A 15,601-nucleotide genomic window follows, 5' to 3' on the forward strand; every position below is an offset into this window, starting at 1 on the left:
GATTGCGGCTGCACTATTGACGCTTGTAAATCCAGCAATTGCCGCAAACGCGGCAGTAAATCCAGCGTATATTGTGTCGGCACCAACTGCCGGTTTTGCCGCAAAAATAAGGTTGCGCCAAGGCGTTGCTCCAGCTCTTTCAGCGCCTGACTGGCTGCAGGCTGGCTCAGCGCCAGCTGCTGAGCTGCCTCACTCAGGCTGTGATAACGGCATATTGCATCCAGCAGTAACCATTGCCGGGGACTGGGATAATTCATTCAGAAATCCTATCTATAACATAAAATAAATCCATTATTTTTATATTTTATATTCATTAAAATAGCCAGCGTTCTCTGCCAAACCGGACAGATTAAATGTTGTGGATTGCCCTGCCAGTATTACTCTTACACGGACTGTACTTTTACCTGCCCCAGCTGCACCAGGCGGTGAATCCGGTGTTAGCCGCGCTGCTGACGGGGCTACTGTTATCGGTTTTCTTTACGACTCTGCGTAAACCTCACCCAACCGCGCTTACAGCTGTGCGTAACCAGACATTTCATACTATTCAACAACATGCGTTGCGTCTGGGTATCGTGTTATTTGCGCTTAAAGTTGATCCTCAGTTGCTGTTGAGTACAGATCCGTGGCTGTTTGCCCGTTTAGTGTTGCTGATTGTGGTAGTACTTTGCGCTGCACTCTGGCTGGGCGTGCGCTACTTTCACCTGCCCAAAGCCCAGGTGTTACTGCTAAGTGCCGGTTTTAGTTTCTGCGGCACTTCAGCCATCTTCGCTACCCAATCGCTGCAACATACTGCAAGTGTTAGCAAGCAAGACAGTGCTGCCACGCCGGCACAACTGAGCCAGAGCCTGGCGCTGGTAATGATAATGGGCTTGCTGGCGCTGGCATGCTACAACTTACTGGCCTACAGCGGTTGGTTCAGCCAGGCAGAACTGGCGTGGTTAATTGGTAGCACAGCACCGGAAGTGTCTCAGGCGGTCGCCGCAGCCGGCCAGTTGGGTCAGTTCGCAGCGCTGGCTGTGGCAATAAAACTGGCGCGGGTGTGTTTACTGGCACCATTTTTAATTGGCTTAAGCCGCTGGCAACGCAGCGACGCCCGGGCGCCACTGCCGTGGTTTATTATCGCTTTTGTTGTACTGTTGCTACTGCAGTTGCTGTTGCCAGTGTCTGAAACGTTGCGCTCAGCCGCCGCGTTGCTGTCGCAAAGCTGCCTGATGCTGGCGATGATCATTACCGGCCTGCAAAGCCGCTGGCAGGATCTGAAACACTGCCAATGGCGCACCGCTGCCTTTGCCTCGACAGCGATGCTGCTAATGTTTGCGCTGGCATTGTTTTGTATCTACTTTACAGCCTGGGAAACATAACAAGGTGCGCCAACTCTGGTCTGATACCAATTTGCTCGCCTATGTCGTAATTAACATGACTCAGCTGCAGGCTCAGCACTGTTTCACCGCCTGCAAGCTGCAACTGGTATAAGGTGTGTGAACCGCGAAAAGCTTTGCTCTGTACCCTGGCTTTAATGTCACTGCTGCTGTCTTGCACAATATCATCCGGCCTTACCAGCACATCGACCATGCTACCGGGAGAAAACCTTGCTGTGTCAGGCATAGCGAACACGCCCAGACTGGTCGCCATTTTGTGGTCATCCAGCACAGTACCGGTTAGAAACACGCCCCTGCCAATAAAATCAGCAACAAAACGGTTAGCCGGTTGATGGTAAAGCTCAGCTGGTGTCGCCCACTGCTGTAACTTACCACGCTCCATTACGCCTATCATGTCGGCCATGGCAAAAGCTTCGTGCTGATCATGTGTGACCATAACAGCCGTAATACCAAGCTGTTGCAAAATGTGCCGGATCTCACGCGCCAGCCCCTCACGCAGCTCGGTATCCAAGCTGGAAAAGGGTTCATCCAGCAGTAGCATCTTTGGCTGCGGTGCCAGCGCCCTGGCCAGCGCCACCCGCTGCTGCTGGCCGCCGGACAACTGATAAATATGCCGCTTTGCAAGATCCGGTAAGCCAACCAGCTGCAGTAACTGCTGAACTTTTGCTTTGCGGGCCGGCCGGCTCAGGTGCCCCAGGCCAAAACTAATGTTATCAGCTACATTCAGATGCGGGAAAAGAGCGAAGTCCTGAAATACCATCCCCACCTGACGCAGCTCCGGCGCCTGTTGCAGGCTGTCAGAGCTGACAACCTGTTGCTGTAAGCTGATATTGCCGGTTGCAACAGGTTCAAAACCGGCAATAGCGCGTAATAACGTGGTTTTTCCGCAACCGGACGGCCCAAGCAGGCAGCCTATTTGCCCTTTCGCTAATGAAAAACTGATATCTTTTATGACAGTATGGCCGGAGTAGGATATTGCAACGTTTTGTAAATCAAGCATTATTCTATTCCTTTACCGCAGGCTCTATTGATCGGGCCAATAATATAACGGGCAATAAGCTAACCAGTACTATTGCTATCGCGGGCAGTGCGGCCTCGGCCAGCCGCTCATCCGATGCCAGCTCATAGGTTCGCACCGCCAGCGTATTAAAATTAAATGGCCGTAAAATAAGCGTCGCCGGCAGCTCTTTTAACACATCGACAAATACCAGCAACAACGCTGCCAATACGCTTGGGCGTAGCAAAGGCACATGCACCCTTAGCAATGCCTGCAGTGGTGTTAAACCAAGAGACTGTGCAGCATTGTCCATACTGGGTTTTATGCGGCCAAGCCCGGTCTCGATACTGTGCAGGGATATCGCCAGAAAACGCACGCTGTATGCCAGCAATAACGCAAACAAGGTACCGGAGAAAACCAGCCCGGTACGCGCACCAAACCACTGCTCTGCAGCAGCATCAATACGGCCATCCAGATAGGCCAGCGGGATCATCACACCAATGGCGATAACGGTACCCGGCACGGCATAACCCAAAGCCGCCAAACGCACAGGCGCCTGCACGACAGAACCCGGCCGCAGCCGTTTACCATAAGCGAACAACAAAGACAGCAACAGCGTGATAACAGCAGCCAGCGCGGCCAGTGAAAAGCTGTTCCAGACAAGCTGGCTAAACTGCGGCCCGAGGGTTTGCTGATAATGCGTCAGACTCCAGTTTAATAACTGCGCTGCCGGAATAATAAAACCAAATAACACCGGCAGCAGACACAGCAGCAATACCGTTAACTGCGCTGACAATGTCAGTTTCAGCCGCGGCATGGCGTGATTATGCTGCCCGAGATGGTAATAGCGGATGCAGCGCCGTGACCAGCGTTCGAGCAATAACAGCACCAATACAAAGCCAGATAGCATAGCCGCGAGCTGGGCTGCGGCAACCTGATTGCCCATGCCAAACCAGGTACGGAAAATACCGGTGGTAAAAGTCGTAACGCCAAAATATTGCACAGTGCCGTAATCCGCAAACGCTTCCATCATTGCCAGTGCCGTGCCGGTCAGTATTGCCGGCCGGGCCAACGGTAACGCCACTTTTTTCAGATGCTGCCACGGTGTCAGCCCCAGTGTGCGGCTGGCCTCCAGCAAAGAAGCACTCTGCTCGCGAAACGCCGCTCTGGCCAGCATATAAACATACGGATAAAGCACAAGTGACAACATAACAATGGCGCCACCCAATGAGCGGATTTGTGGAAACCAATAATCGCCATAACGCCAGTCAAACTGCGCTCGTAACGCACTTTGCAGCGGCCCGGCAAAATCCAGCATGCCGGTGTACGTGTAAGCAATAATATAAGCAGGCATCGCCAGCGGCAGCAGCAGTAGCCATTCCATCACACGGCGGCCGGTAAACTGGTACCGGCTTACCAGCCAGGCGCATAGTGTGCCTGTTGTCATGGCGCCAAGCCCTGTGCCAGCGGCCAGTAGCAGAGAATTGATAATATAATCGGCCAGTACAGTCTGGCGCAAATGCTGCCAGACATCCGGCTGCGGGTTAAACACACTGCTAAAAATCACTAACACGGGCACTGCCAGCAGCAGGGCTGGCAGTAAAATAGCCCAATGCCAGAGATCAAAACGGCTTTTTCTCATCCTGGCGTAACCCTATGTACATACATTCGGCGTTATTTCCAGCCTGCTCTGTCCATTACCCGGATCGCTTCAGCATTTAGTTCGCCCAGTTTTTCCAGTTGCAGCTGATCTGCCTTAAAGCTGCCAAAGCCCTGCAAAATGGTGCTGATTTGCACACCGTCGCGTACCGGATACTCATGGTTTGTTTCAGCGTACCACTGCTGAGATTCGGCAGTGGTCATAAACTCAAGTAATTTAACGGCCTCGGCTTTATTTTTTGCATGTTTGGCAACACCGGCGCCGGATATGTTCACATGTGCACCGCGGTCATTCTGATTGGGCCAAAATACCTTTATTTGCTGTGCAATTTTCTGCTGTGATGGCTCGGCAAGCATGCCGCCCAGATAGTAAGTGTTGGCGATGGCAATATCGCATGCGCCGGAAACCGCGGCTTTGATCTGATCTCTGTCACCGCCTCTGGGTGGCATTGCCAGGTTTGCTACCAGGCCTTTGGCCCAGCTTTCTGCTGCTTCAACACCGTCATGCGCAATCATGCTGGCAGTCATAGACTGATTATAAATATTATCTGACGAGCGAATACAAATACGGCCACGCCATTTACTGTTCGCTAAGTCTTCGTAAGTAGACAACTGCTCGGGCGACACCTTTCCGGGCACATACATTATGGGTCTGGCGCGCATGGTTAAACCAAACCATTGCCCGTTTGGGTCGCGCAGTGCTGCTGGAATAGCACTGGTCAATGTCTCTGAGGTAATAGCCTGCAGCACTCCTTGCTGCTTAGCGCGGTGCAGACGGCCAACATCGGTACTGATTAACACATCTGCCGGGCTGTTTCGACCTTCACTGACCATGCGGCTGATAAGCTCATCCGGTTTACCGGTAATAAGGTTCACTTTAATACCGGTGTCGGCAGTAAATTTATCCAGCAGTGGTTTAATCAGCTCTTCCTGGCGGGCAGAGTAGATATTTACTTCTGCTGCCAGCGCCGCAGTGCTGTTAACAACGGTAGCAATAAGACCTGCGCCTAATAAGGCTATTGCCAGATTAGCTTTCATAGTATTACCCCTTCATGCATTAATGATTCATCTGCCAGCATATAAGCATAAATAAGAACCATTCTCAAATTACCACGACATAATAACAAAAAAGGCCGTTAAACACTGTTTAACGGCCCCGGTATAATTGCGGATACTCAGCAGTTAGTGATCATGCGCCTCTGCTGGTTCGGCGACGCCCAGCCACACTAATTTATGCGGCACAAAGTCCAGCTGCTTTGTTGCTACCACTTCGGCGTCAGCAATATCTACTGTCAGCAGCGTATTGTCGATTGGGTTAGTGACATACACCTTGTCATCACTGGCTGAAATGGCCAGCTCAAAGCGGCTGCCTTCAGGCATAGTCGCTATATCGGCGGTGGTTAACTGCACTTTGGCGGCGAATTCAAATGGCGATTGTTCTGCTTCACCGTCATGTTCATGGCCATGATAATTCAGTATGGTTAAATACCCCTGACTATCTAACAGTACAAACTTTTCACCGCTGTCGGCAAAACCGTAGCCAACCAGAGTAGCCCCCTCTGCGCCCTGCCAGTCTACCAGCGCCATTTCACTGTCTTGCGCATGAATGGCGAACATGCTGGTGCCGGCAAAACCAACAAAGTGTTCAGCTGTCTTATCACCGACCAGCGTACCTATACGCATGGTGCCGGTAAACTCAGTGCTATTAGCTAATTTACTGGCGGTAAAGCTATTATCAGCGGCCTGCTCAATCAGCAAGACACCGTCGGTACAGCCAAAGCTGATAAAATGTTCATTCTGTGCGCTGCCGTGCAGGCCCGGACATAACTCGTCAAACACCAGCTCGTCGTGGAAATGATCACCATGTGCATGATACAGCCCTACCTGGTCAGGCAAAGTGGTAGCACTGTTGGCATCACGGATAGTTGACAGCACGTACTCGCCCCGCGCCTGCGCAGCACCATGCATATTGGTGTTGTAGTGCAATACAGCGTAACCGCCGCTGTCGCTGGTAATATCGGCATCAGTAAATACCGCCAGTGCAGCCGGCGTACCGGTTGCCGCATCGCCATCAAAGAATACCGCTACCTGACTATCGTTCGTGGTAATGTGCGTCGGCCGGCTGTCAGTTAACACAAAACTGGCCAGAGCTGGCTCTTGCTGATAGTCATGCAAATGGTCGCCGTGATCTTCCTGAAATACGCCGCCATCGATAAACTCAATACGATCGGTAGTACGCTGTACCACCAGGGCGTAACGTTTACTGGCTGAAGCGGCCAGAGCTGATGGCGTATCAGTTACAGCAAAGCTATCCAGCAGCATGCTGTCTGCGAGATCATACACTGACACCAGATTAGAATCTTTTGCTGAGATAGCTAACCGGCCCGCAGCGCTGACATCATCATGATCATGGTCGTCTTCTACCGGGATCGGCTCTTTCTCGACAATATGCGTAGTGTTGTCACCACAGGCACTGAGTAAAGACACGCTGACCAGCGCCGCTGCCAGGCTGAGTTTTGTTTGTAACATTGCAACTCCTTGTTAAACATAAAAAATGCAGCAGGCCAGGAACCGGTATTTCCTGCTGCAAAAAAAATCAGAAACTGCCGCGCAGACCCACCGCCACAGAGCGGCCTGGTAACGGCGTAATGTCTTTTAAGAACGAGGTATGTACCCGCGCTTCTTCGTCGGTCAGGTTCTGACCTTTGATGTAAGCAGTCAGTAACTGAGGGCCTAATTCAAAGCGGTAACTGACGCTTGCATCCAGCAGTGTGTAACCGCCGGTAGCCTGTTCCAGTTCAGAAACCTTGTCCTGCTTAAAGTAACGGGTCGCGCGCAGATCGGCGCTTATCGCATCGTGCTCATAAGCCAGCTCAGCAGCCATACGCAGTGGTGGTGTGCGGGGTAAATCGCCACCATCGTTCAGACGGGCACGAATATAATCACCTTGCAGCGTTAACTTAAAGGGGTCGTTGATTTGCCAGTTAAACTGAGCTTCCAGACCATGCAGGGTGACATCCGCAGCGGTAAATAAATACACCGGCAGTTCGCTGGCGTGATCGTGGCCGTCTTCATCGCCGTGGTCATGGCTATGGCCAGACTCGGCAAATAAGCCGGTATTTTGCTGGTAGTAGTAGTTATCTACCCGGTTATAAAACGCGTTTAGCACAAAGCCGGTATTGCCGCTGAATTTGCGCAGTGTCAGATCCAGGTTGTTTGCCGTTTCCAGTTCAATCGGTTGGGTATTGAGGACAAACTCGTCGCCATCAAGCGCAAATAAGGCTCCCACTTCATAAGATGCCGTGCCGATATGGGCGCCGAATGACAATAATTCTGATGCCGCCGGTGCACGCTGCGAGCGGGATACAGACACGCCGAAGTTGTAACCTTCAGCAAAGTCCCATACCGCTCCCGCCGACAAGCTATAAGGTGTAAAGCGATGACTAACATCAAAGGCACGGATATGTCCGGCCTCTTCAGCATGGTCGTGCTGATGATCATCATGGCCGTGAGCGCCAATATCAGGCAGTAAGACGGTGTCGGCATCTATAGTGACGCGCTCGACCCGGGCGCCAAGTTGCAGCAGCCAGGGGCCAAAATGGCGCTCTTCCATTAACACAACTGCCAGCATCTGACTCTCTGACGGAGGGGTGAATGCTTCTTCACCCACAGCTTCGAAATCGCTGAATTTATAATGCAGGCTTAGCCCGCCACGCCAGTGCTCGAACGTGCGGTGCAACAGCTCCAGCCGCGCTTCCTGACTACGGTTCTTAAAAGTAGTGCCTACCACCCCAGCTTCAATTTCGGCATGTTCATAGTCGGTGAATGCCAGCCGGGTATTCACTGCACGGATAAGGCCAGAGGAGAAATTAAGTTCGCTTAACAGCTGGTAGCGGTTCTGCGTTAAATCGGCATAAACCTGTTCCTCTTCGTGCGACTCGCCTTCTTCATGCTCATGGCCACCGTGTGAGTGCCCCGGTATGCCATATTCGCGCTCTAAACGGCCATACGACATGCCCACATAGCCATTACTAAGCAACCAGCTGGCCCCCACAGTGCCACCTTTGGCCTCTGCCGCTGAATTAGCTACCTTGCCTTTTTTAGCGCCCTCTTCCGGTTCAGCTTCAGCAAACCCCGGAATACTGTAGTCATCACTGTCGCGCCAGAATCCATCTACATATACTGCAATATTATCTGTACCGCTTACGGCAGAACCCGCCACCAATTTTTCATTGTTAACCGACTCATGCTGCACCATCCATTCGGCGCGGCTTGTGCTGTCTGTCGGTACCCGCTCATCCACCACGTTTACTACGCCACCAATGGCGCCACTGCCATAAAACAGCGTCGCCGGGCCACGTAACACCTCAATCTGGGTTGCAGTACTGGCTTCGCTGGCCACGCTGTGATCCGGGCCAACGCGGGACGCATCACCGGCATCCAGTCCGTTCTGGGCAATCAGTACCCTTGGGCCATCCAAACCACGGATAATAGGGCTGCTGGCTACGCCGCCATAAAAGTTAGAATGCACACCGACTTCATTTTTTAGCGTATCGCCAAGTGTCGATGCCTGGCGCATTTTCAGGTTGTCACCCGCCAGCACATTTACCGGTAACGCCGATTCAGTGGCGGAGGTATGAAATAAGCTGGCTTTTACATCAATAACTTCAATCGTACTGCTGAGCAATATCAGACTGATATCTGCCAGCCCCTGCTGCGGTACAGTAAAATGTGCGTTGCGGTGGGCGAAGCCTGAAGCCTCAACATGCAGTTCAGCCTGGGCTGCTTGCATACTGATACTGAAGCGGCCATCCGAGTCGGTTACAACCTGCTGATTTTCTCCGGCGACACTGACGGTAGCACCTGCAACAGGGTTTCCGCTGCTATCTGTTACCACACCGGATATTGATTCTGCATTAGCCACACCACTCATCAGTGAGGCACTGACCAGGCTGGTCAGCATTGTCTTTTTAAACATAGTATCCCTCTTAACTACTACAGCCTTCACACCAGAAGTTATCGCTTGTGTATAAAGCCGGCATTTGACGAAGAAATTGTTACGTTATAACATATTTCTACATTTTGTGATGTTATAACATATTTTAGCTTTGGTACAAGGCTTACGTTCAGATAGCGACACACTGCGACGAATGTCGACGCAGTCATTTCAGCACCCGGTTGTATAACCCTGTTTTGTGAGGAACTATGAAAGATCTAATTGCAGCAACGCTCTCCGGCCTTTGTATTGTGCATTGTCTTGCCACACCACTGCTGCTGGCTTTGGGTAGCTCTGGTTTGCTACTGGGGGTATTTGGTTCGGAGTGGTTTCACTATCTGATGATACTGCCTATTGCCGCCTTTCTGGTGTGGAGCCTGCCTGGTGGCTGGTGCGTGCACCGCAGTAAAACGCCCTTTGCTCTGGGATTGGCCGGTTTTTTACTGCTGATAGCCTCGTTAATGGCACCACACGACGCTGAAACCTTGTTATCTGTCTGTGGTGGCCTGCTACTTGTCAGTGCGCACCTGTACAACCGCCAGTTATTGCATAAACAGGAAGTACCACAGCATGCAGCACACTAAAACAGACACACGCTTGCCGGTAACAGTGCTGTCAGGCTTTCTCGGCGCTGGCAAAACCACTTTGCTGAACCACATACTGCATAACCGCGAGGGCTTACGGGTTGCTGTTATTGTTAATGATATGAGCGATGTGAATATCGATGCTAATCAGTTAAATAAAGAAGTCAGCCTTAACCGCGCAGAAGAAAAACTGGTTGAAATGAGCAATGGTTGTATTTGCTGTACGCTACGCGAAGACTTGCTGCAGGAAGTCAGCAAGCTGGCCAAAGCAGGCCACTTTGATTATCTGCTGATAGAATCAACCGGCATTTCAGAGCCACTGCCTATAGCCGAAACCTTCACATTTGAGCATGAGGATGGCCAGACCCTGGCTGATATTGCCCGCTTAGATACGCTGGTCACGGTAGTAGATGCAGTGAATTTTCTCACCGACTTTGAGGCCGCACAGGATTTAACCGAACATGGAGAAAGTTTAGGCGAAGACGACGAGCGCAGTGTCAGCGACTTACTGATAGAACAGGTGGAGTTTTGTGATGTGCTGATCATCAGCAAAGCCGATTTAGTCACCACTGCGCAACTGCAACGGCTACACGCGATACTGCATAGTTTAAATAGCAGTGCCCGTATTATTGACGCAGAGCACGGTAAGGTAGCATTAAATCAGATTTTAAATACCGGCCTGTTTAACTTCGACAAAGCGCAGCAGGCGCCCGGCTGGCTGGCGGAACTGCGTGGTGAGCATACACCGGAAACTGAAGAGTACGGCATCAGCAGTTTCAGCTTTACCGCCCGTAAGCCGTTTCATCCGCTGCGGTTTCATGCGTTTTTGCATCAGGATTGGCCAAGCGGGCGCCTGCTGCGCTCAAAAGGCTATTTCTGGCTGGCCAGCACGCCGGCTTACGCCTGGCTATGGCACCAGGCTGGCGGTATGGCTCGGTATCATATGGCAGGTTTGTTCTGGCAGGCTGTGCCGGCTGACCAATGGCCGCAGAGTGCCGACATGCAGCAAGCGATTATTCTGAACTGGGCCGAGCCCTACGGCGACCGGCGGCAGGAGCTGGTATTTATCGGCCAGCAACTGGATAAAAGAGCCATGCTGGCACAGCTTAATGCTTGTTTGCTCACCGATGCAGAACTGGCATTGGCTGAAGCACAATGGCAGCAGCTGCCGGATCCTTTTACGCAGTAATTTAGTGACCTGGCTACGTTATCGGTGATGAAATACCAAACTGCTACTGCTCGCCAGCCATTTGCTGTAAAAACTGCAGCCGTTGCCGTTCCTGCTCATCAGCCTGCCAGGGCTCATCACTTAGCTGGTCAAGAGAGAAATAATCCAGTGGGTATTGTGCTTTTTCACTGTCGCCATATTGCGTTTGCTCGCCGGGTGTCGCCGGGCGCTTTTCCAATATAACGGTGCCAAGAATAAAGGAGCCGCTATGCTTACGCAGCACGGCTTTAAAAGCCTTCAACGTGATTTCGGCCTCACCTTCGCTCAGTTTTTCGCTTGCCGTCAGCAGTGCCAGTGGCTGACGCTGGTCGGTGTATAAATTGGCCCGCAACCGGTAAAAGCCACTTTGCTTGACATCAATTTGCACCGGTATATGCATATCACTGCCAACACCATAAGGTTCGCCAACACCGGTCACTGTTGCCACCGGGTTATAGTATTCAATACCGGTTTTAAGTACCTGCTGCTGACCGTTGGCACGAAAACTGACCTGAACTTCAAAGGCGCCATTCCAGCTGTCATCAGCATCCAGCGTAGCGCTGTACTGCTCTGTTGTACCTCGCATCTGTTTGCTGTCGCTTTGCTCTGCAGTGGTTTCATGTTGCAGCCGTACGCTGACATCGGCTAACTGCAAACCACTTACCTGCAGTGTGACCGGTACGGTCTCGGGATAGCTAAAACGGTATTTAGGCAGCACTATAGCGGCACTTGCTCCGCCTTCTAATGGCACAGTTTGCACTATGTAGCGGTTAGGCTGCAGTAAGTGCTCATCGTCAACATTGAGCGGCCTGGAATACGGTGGCGTATTAAGTTCAGCAGCATAAGCCGTCGCCAACAGTTTAAAGCTCGCAGTTACCGGCTCAGGGATCTTCTCTGTGACGGTAATCTGTGGTGCTGCAGCGGGTGTCTTATGCTCAGCTGGCGGTCTGCTCTGCGGGGCATGATCAGATACCTCTGCTGCAACAGGCTCAACAACGGTTTTTTGCGGCCAGAAATACACTAAGCCTGCCAGCACTGCTGACAGGCTTAATAGCCATAACGCTTTTTTCATCGGCACTAGTTCGCCGCCTGATACACCAATGCAGACATGCTGGTGTTACCAGAGTTACGTACTACACGATAGCGCGAGCTGAAAATCCACCAGCCGCGGGTTTCGTCATAAGTGTTGAATTGCAAACGCTCACCGTTGAGGTAATTCGAACTACTATTTGCCGCTGTGACTTCATCAGCCGCACCGTTGGCGATAACATCGCTGTGGCTGTAACCTTCGCTCATCAGCATCGGATAATGGTAAGGCATAAAGGCGGATGGACCACTGACTGATGTCAACTTGCCGTCAAAGGCAACACTGCGTGAGCAGCTGTTAAAACTGGCCGCTGATGACGCACCGCAGCTGGAATGACTGGCAACAACGCCATCATCTTCGCCCGGTAAAAAGGCGCCGGTTGCACCGAGAAAATCAGACCCTGCGCCAACAAAACGTAACCTGGGTACACGGCTGTCCGGAAAAGCAGCCAGCTGCCGGGCTGTGTTGACCCGCAGATCATTCAACACGCCAATATTCGACGGCGATGGGATCTGCCCCAACCACAGCGATAGTGCCAGTTTCAGCGTAGTATCAATCAGGCCGGAGCCGCCCACGACATTCACCGCTAAATCAGCAAGTTCTACACCACCGCCGGCACCGGCAAAATCAAAGGTCGCCACAATATTCAGTGGTTGTAAGCCGGCATTTTGCAACCAAAGCGCCTGATTATCGATAATGTAACGGGTCACCAGATCGCCGGTAGAGTGCGACACAAAAATACAGCCGCTGGCACAGGTGCCATTACGCGACATCTGCTGCAGCTTTGGCCAAACATAATCGCTGGCAATTTTACCGGCAACACGTTCCTGCGAGGGCCAGTCGATACGCACATCGGCGCGGTCGCGCCAGTATTCGGCCCAGTATGCCGCGCCATTGTTGGTTACCTGACTACCGGTTGGCCGGCTCGCCAGGTTATCAGGTTGAAAACCATGTACCAATACTACCGGGTAGCCGCCAACAGCGGCCTGCGCAGCACCACTGAGCAGGCCTGCCAGTAGCAGCAGGGTGGATTTTTTCATTGGGATGTCCTCTGTCTTTTTCTCTGCTGAATCAGGGTTCTTGCTGAGATTTTTTTATTATTTTCCTGCCGCTTCCGTATGGCGATTTACAACTCCAACAACAAGATAGACCAGCCCAATTTGATTGCAATGCGCAGTTTTCTGCGTAAAACGCTGTATAAGCGATCCGGTGTTTAAATTTCCGATTATCTGCAAAAATGAACATCCAGTGCAGGCGAGCGTATGGCGGTTAACCGGCATTTAAATGCAGTGCCAGCATAACAGCGGGTGTTTTAAGTGATTACTCCAATTATTTTTCCGGATACATTACTGCGATCAAAAAACGCAGCTAAAGCTAATACTGATCATTTAAGCAGAATCGGTTTGCCCTAAGCCAACCGTCTCAGCACCTGATGGGCTGAGAGGCGCCCCCACGGAGGGGCTTCGTGTTGGTGTGGGCAAACCGATGGCAGCTACAGCGTTAACTAACCGGCATTACTGCTTTTGCATTTGGCGGTGAAATGCGGCTACGTCGTCCACTTTTATCTGGCCTTTTACATCAGCAAATGGCTGGTCACGGAACTTAGTGCCACGCATTTGCACCGAAATACGTGGAGCCTTGTCGTTCAGCATGGTTTCACGGTAAAACGCTTTTACATCAGCCAAGGTGACCTGTTCAACTGCGGCAATCAATTGTTGCTTGCTGTCGAAGCTGAACCTTTCCCGGTACCAGTCGCCAAGCATAGGGCCTACCTCATCCTGCATATTCTTCGGCGGCTCTTTCAGCGTGACCAGCGTACTGGCTTTTAACTGCGCAAAGGCTTCTTCTGTCAGGTTATCCAGCTCTTTCGCATACTGCTGCTTAAAGCTGTCAAACCTCTGTTGCATGTCAGCAACGCCCTTTACCGGTGTCTGAATGTACATGGCGAACCCGACGTAATCCTCCAGTTGCATGGCAGTACCGCCTACCGCATAGGCGAGCTGCTCTTCAGTACGCAACTTGTCAAACGCAACATTGCTGAAGTGGCTCTTTAAAATGGTGGCTCTGGCCAACTGACTGTATGAAGGTTCCGGGTGCACATGCACATCAACCAGTGCGACATCAGCGACATCGATATCTTTTTGCACCACCAGCGTCTGACCTGCCGCAGGCTTCCAGTATGCACTGCGCTGATACGGTAGCTCAGTGCGGTCCGCCGGTAATGCCTGTTTCAGTTCTGACAATACTTGCGATACGGTGGCTTTATCGTAGTTACCAAAGGCAAAGATGCGCAGCTGGTTATTGCTCAGCGTATGCTGAATAAACGCCTGCAGATCGGTATTAGTCAGGCTGTTGGCCGCGTCAATTAACTGAGCTGTTTCATAGTTACCGTTACGGATCAGGTTATTAAAAGCACCGAACGCCTGATAAAACGGAAATTGTTTACCCTGATTCTGTAAGCCACGGATATAGCGGTCTTTCGCCTGGGCAAAGCTTTGCTCCTGCACACTCACACTGAGGCCTGCCAGCGCCTGTTGCAATAACTGCGGCTGTTTGTCTGTAAAACCGGCTATGGTCAGCGCCATACCGCTACCTGCCGTCAGACGCAACTGCATGCCGGCGATGTCCGCCTCTGTCGCCAAGGCACTTTGTTGCAGGTTAAACAAATCGTGCCACAAGGCCAGCAATACCCTGGCTTTGATATCCTGTTGCGGCGCGCCGGTATTGAAGAAAATTTCCAATACGCCGCGGGGCTGACTGGCAAATGCCTGACTTGGATACAACCAGGCACTGATGCCATCCTGCTGCAGAATAATTTCCGGCTTGCTTTGCGTTACCATCGGTTTTACGTCAAAGTTTTCCGGCAACAAACGGTTTACCGCCGGCAGGTTAAGTGCCAGCTGGGGGCTTTGTTGCCAGCTTTGCTGCTCTTCTGCGCTGATAGCAGCTATTTTATATTTGCCGTCATAAAAATGCAGGCTGCTGTCATGCGGCTCCTGTTTACTGATATACCAGATGCGCAAGTGCTGCGGGGTCAACTGCTGCAGCACATCTTTTACCGCAGCGGCGTCAAAGCGTTGGTAATAAAACGGCGCATTAATGGCATTTCGGGCCGGCACTTTCTGCATAGCATCGGTCAGGTTAGCGACATAACCGAACTCATCGCCTTTCTCCAGAAAACGGAACTGGTTATTCAGGCTGGTCTGAATTTCGCTGAAGTATTTCGCATCCACCCCTTCAAGCTTTATCAGCTCAATATACTGCATAATAGTGGCGACGATGCCTTCACGGTTTTGCATACCAACATCGGTCAGTTCTACATCTACTGTCAGCGAGCCATAGTTGCCATATAAGTCCGGCGTGGCTGAGGCGCTCAGTTTAGAAATCAGCCCCATGCTTTTTAACTGTTCTGCCGGTGTACCCGGCATTTCTGAGCCCAGCAGATAGGTGATAAACTCGTTGGGCTTCAGCGCAAACTGATCGGTATTGTTGCGGATAGTAAAATCCAGCCGTAACTGTTTAACATCCTGATTCGGCACATAGTGAATACGCTTGGCACCAAGGTTGCTGAAATCAAGTTCTGCGTCAACCTTCGGCGGTTCAATGTTCTTGTTTTCAATACTGCTGAAATGCTTGCGGGCCAGCTGCTCCATCTCGTTTAACGGCAGGTTGCTCAGCAGTGCCACCTTCAT

At 51.6% G+C, this 15,601-nt stretch carries 12 protein-coding genes; 3 read left to right on the plus strand and 9 right to left on the minus strand.

The annotated features are described in order from the left end of the window. Positions 1-257: LysR family transcriptional regulator (locus tag VIN66_RS16825; protein WP_331925059.1), on the minus strand; the 257-nt coding region annotated here is incomplete at its 3' end. A 96-nt stretch (positions 258-353) separates the two neighbouring features. On the opposite strand from VIN66_RS16825, the gene VIN66_RS16830 reads away from it, so the two are divergent. Beyond that, positions 354-1,361 (plus strand): YeiH family protein, encoded by a 1,008-nt coding sequence (locus VIN66_RS16830; protein ID WP_331925060.1) that lies wholly within the window; start codon positions 354-356, stop codon positions 1,359-1,361. On the opposite strand, the gene VIN66_RS16835 is transcribed toward VIN66_RS16830, so the two are convergent. The 5 genes from VIN66_RS16835 to VIN66_RS16855 all read right to left on the minus strand — a co-directional run bounded on the left by VIN66_RS16835 (position 1,342) and on the right by VIN66_RS16855 (position 9,013). Then, positions 1,342-2,379: an ABC transporter ATP-binding protein gene (locus VIN66_RS16835; RefSeq protein WP_331925061.1), complete on the minus strand. Its 1,038-nt coding sequence runs from the start codon at positions 2,377-2,379 to the stop codon at positions 1,342-1,344. The two genes, VIN66_RS16830 and VIN66_RS16835, sit on opposite strands and share 20 nt — an antisense overlap. Before the next feature lie 4 nt (positions 2,380-2,383). Continuing rightward, the gene (locus VIN66_RS16840; protein WP_331925062.1) at positions 2,384-4,018 is read right to left on the minus strand and encodes an iron ABC transporter permease; all 1,635 of its coding nucleotides are present in this window, start codon (positions 4,016-4,018) and stop codon (positions 2,384-2,386) included. 32 nt (positions 4,019-4,050) lie between these two features. Then, positions 4,051-5,073 (minus strand): Fe(3+) ABC transporter substrate-binding protein, encoded by a 1,023-nt coding sequence (locus tag VIN66_RS16845; RefSeq protein WP_331925063.1) that lies wholly within the window; start codon positions 5,071-5,073, stop codon positions 4,051-4,053. A 144-nt stretch (positions 5,074-5,217) separates the two neighbouring features. Further along, the gene (locus VIN66_RS16850) at positions 5,218-6,564 is read right to left on the minus strand and encodes a 5-methyltetrahydrofolate--homocysteine methyltransferase (RefSeq protein WP_331925064.1); all 1,347 of its coding nucleotides are present in this window, start codon (positions 6,562-6,564) and stop codon (positions 5,218-5,220) included. 67 nt (positions 6,565-6,631) lie between these two features. After that, positions 6,632-9,013 (minus strand): TonB-dependent receptor, encoded by a 2,382-nt coding sequence (locus VIN66_RS16855; RefSeq protein ID WP_331925065.1) that lies wholly within the window; start codon positions 9,011-9,013, stop codon positions 6,632-6,634. Between the two features lie 227 nt (positions 9,014-9,240). Between VIN66_RS16855 and VIN66_RS16860 the strand changes: the two genes are divergently transcribed. Both VIN66_RS16860 and zigA read left to right on the plus strand, forming a co-directional pair. Further along, positions 9,241-9,615 (plus strand): MerC domain-containing protein, encoded by a 375-nt coding sequence (locus VIN66_RS16860; protein ID WP_331925066.1) that lies wholly within the window; start codon positions 9,241-9,243, stop codon positions 9,613-9,615. Continuing rightward, positions 9,602-10,804, plus strand: coding sequence for a zinc metallochaperone GTPase ZigA (gene zigA, locus VIN66_RS16865; RefSeq protein WP_331925067.1), 1,203 nt, complete (start codon positions 9,602-9,604; stop codon positions 10,802-10,804). The genes VIN66_RS16860 and zigA overlap by 14 nt, the downstream gene beginning before the upstream one ends. Before the next feature lie 43 nt (positions 10,805-10,847). Here zigA and VIN66_RS16870 read toward each other — a convergent pair whose 3' ends face one another. The 3 genes from VIN66_RS16870 to VIN66_RS16880 all read right to left on the minus strand — a co-directional run. After that, the gene (locus VIN66_RS16870; RefSeq protein WP_331925068.1) at positions 10,848-11,894 is read right to left on the minus strand and encodes a hypothetical protein; all 1,047 of its coding nucleotides are present in this window, start codon (positions 11,892-11,894) and stop codon (positions 10,848-10,850) included. A gap of 5 nt (positions 11,895-11,899) precedes the next feature. After that, positions 11,900-12,949: a hypothetical protein gene (locus tag VIN66_RS16875; RefSeq protein WP_331925069.1), complete on the minus strand. Its 1,050-nt coding sequence runs from the start codon at positions 12,947-12,949 to the stop codon at positions 11,900-11,902. Positions 12,950-13,423: 474 nt separating this feature from the next. After that, positions 13,424-15,601 (minus strand): insulinase family protein (locus tag VIN66_RS16880; protein ID WP_331925070.1); only part of this gene is annotated, 2,178 nt, incomplete at its 5' end.

It is taken from the genome of Rheinheimera sp., assembly GCF_036568245.1.
Classification (GTDB): Bacteria; Pseudomonadota; Gammaproteobacteria; order Enterobacterales; family Alteromonadaceae; genus Alishewanella.

What these genes read in the sequence shown, in the direction of transcription:
- zigA (WP_331925067.1), top strand. Translation starts at nt 9,602, where the DNA reads ATGCAGCACACTAAAACAGACACACGCTTGCCGGTAACAGTGCTGTCA.
- VIN66_RS16850 (WP_331925064.1), bottom strand. Translation starts at nt 6,564, where the DNA reads ATGTTACAAACAAAACTCAGCCTGGCAGCGGCGCTGGTCAGCGTGTCT.
- VIN66_RS16840 (WP_331925062.1), bottom strand. Translation starts at nt 4,018, where the DNA reads ATGAGAAAAAGCCGTTTTGATCTCTGGCATTGGGCTATTTTACTGCCA.
- VIN66_RS16835 (WP_331925061.1), bottom strand. Translation starts at nt 2,379, where the DNA reads ATGCTTGATTTACAAAACGTTGCAATATCCTACTCCGGCCATACTGTC.
- VIN66_RS16875 (WP_331925069.1), bottom strand. Translation starts at nt 12,949, where the DNA reads ATGAAAAAATCCACCCTGCTGCTACTGGCAGGCCTGCTCAGTGGTGCT.
- VIN66_RS16860 (WP_331925066.1), top strand. Translation starts at nt 9,241, where the DNA reads ATGAAAGATCTAATTGCAGCAACGCTCTCCGGCCTTTGTATTGTGCAT.
- VIN66_RS16870 (WP_331925068.1), bottom strand. Translation starts at nt 11,894, where the DNA reads ATGAAAAAAGCGTTATGGCTATTAAGCCTGTCAGCAGTGCTGGCAGGC.
- VIN66_RS16845 (WP_331925063.1), bottom strand. Translation starts at nt 5,073, where the DNA reads ATGAAAGCTAATCTGGCAATAGCCTTATTAGGCGCAGGTCTTATTGCT.
- VIN66_RS16855 (WP_331925065.1), bottom strand. Translation starts at nt 9,013, where the DNA reads ATGTTTAAAAAGACAATGCTGACCAGCCTGGTCAGTGCCTCACTGATG.
- VIN66_RS16830 (WP_331925060.1), top strand. Translation starts at nt 354, where the DNA reads ATGTTGTGGATTGCCCTGCCAGTATTACTCTTACACGGACTGTACTTT.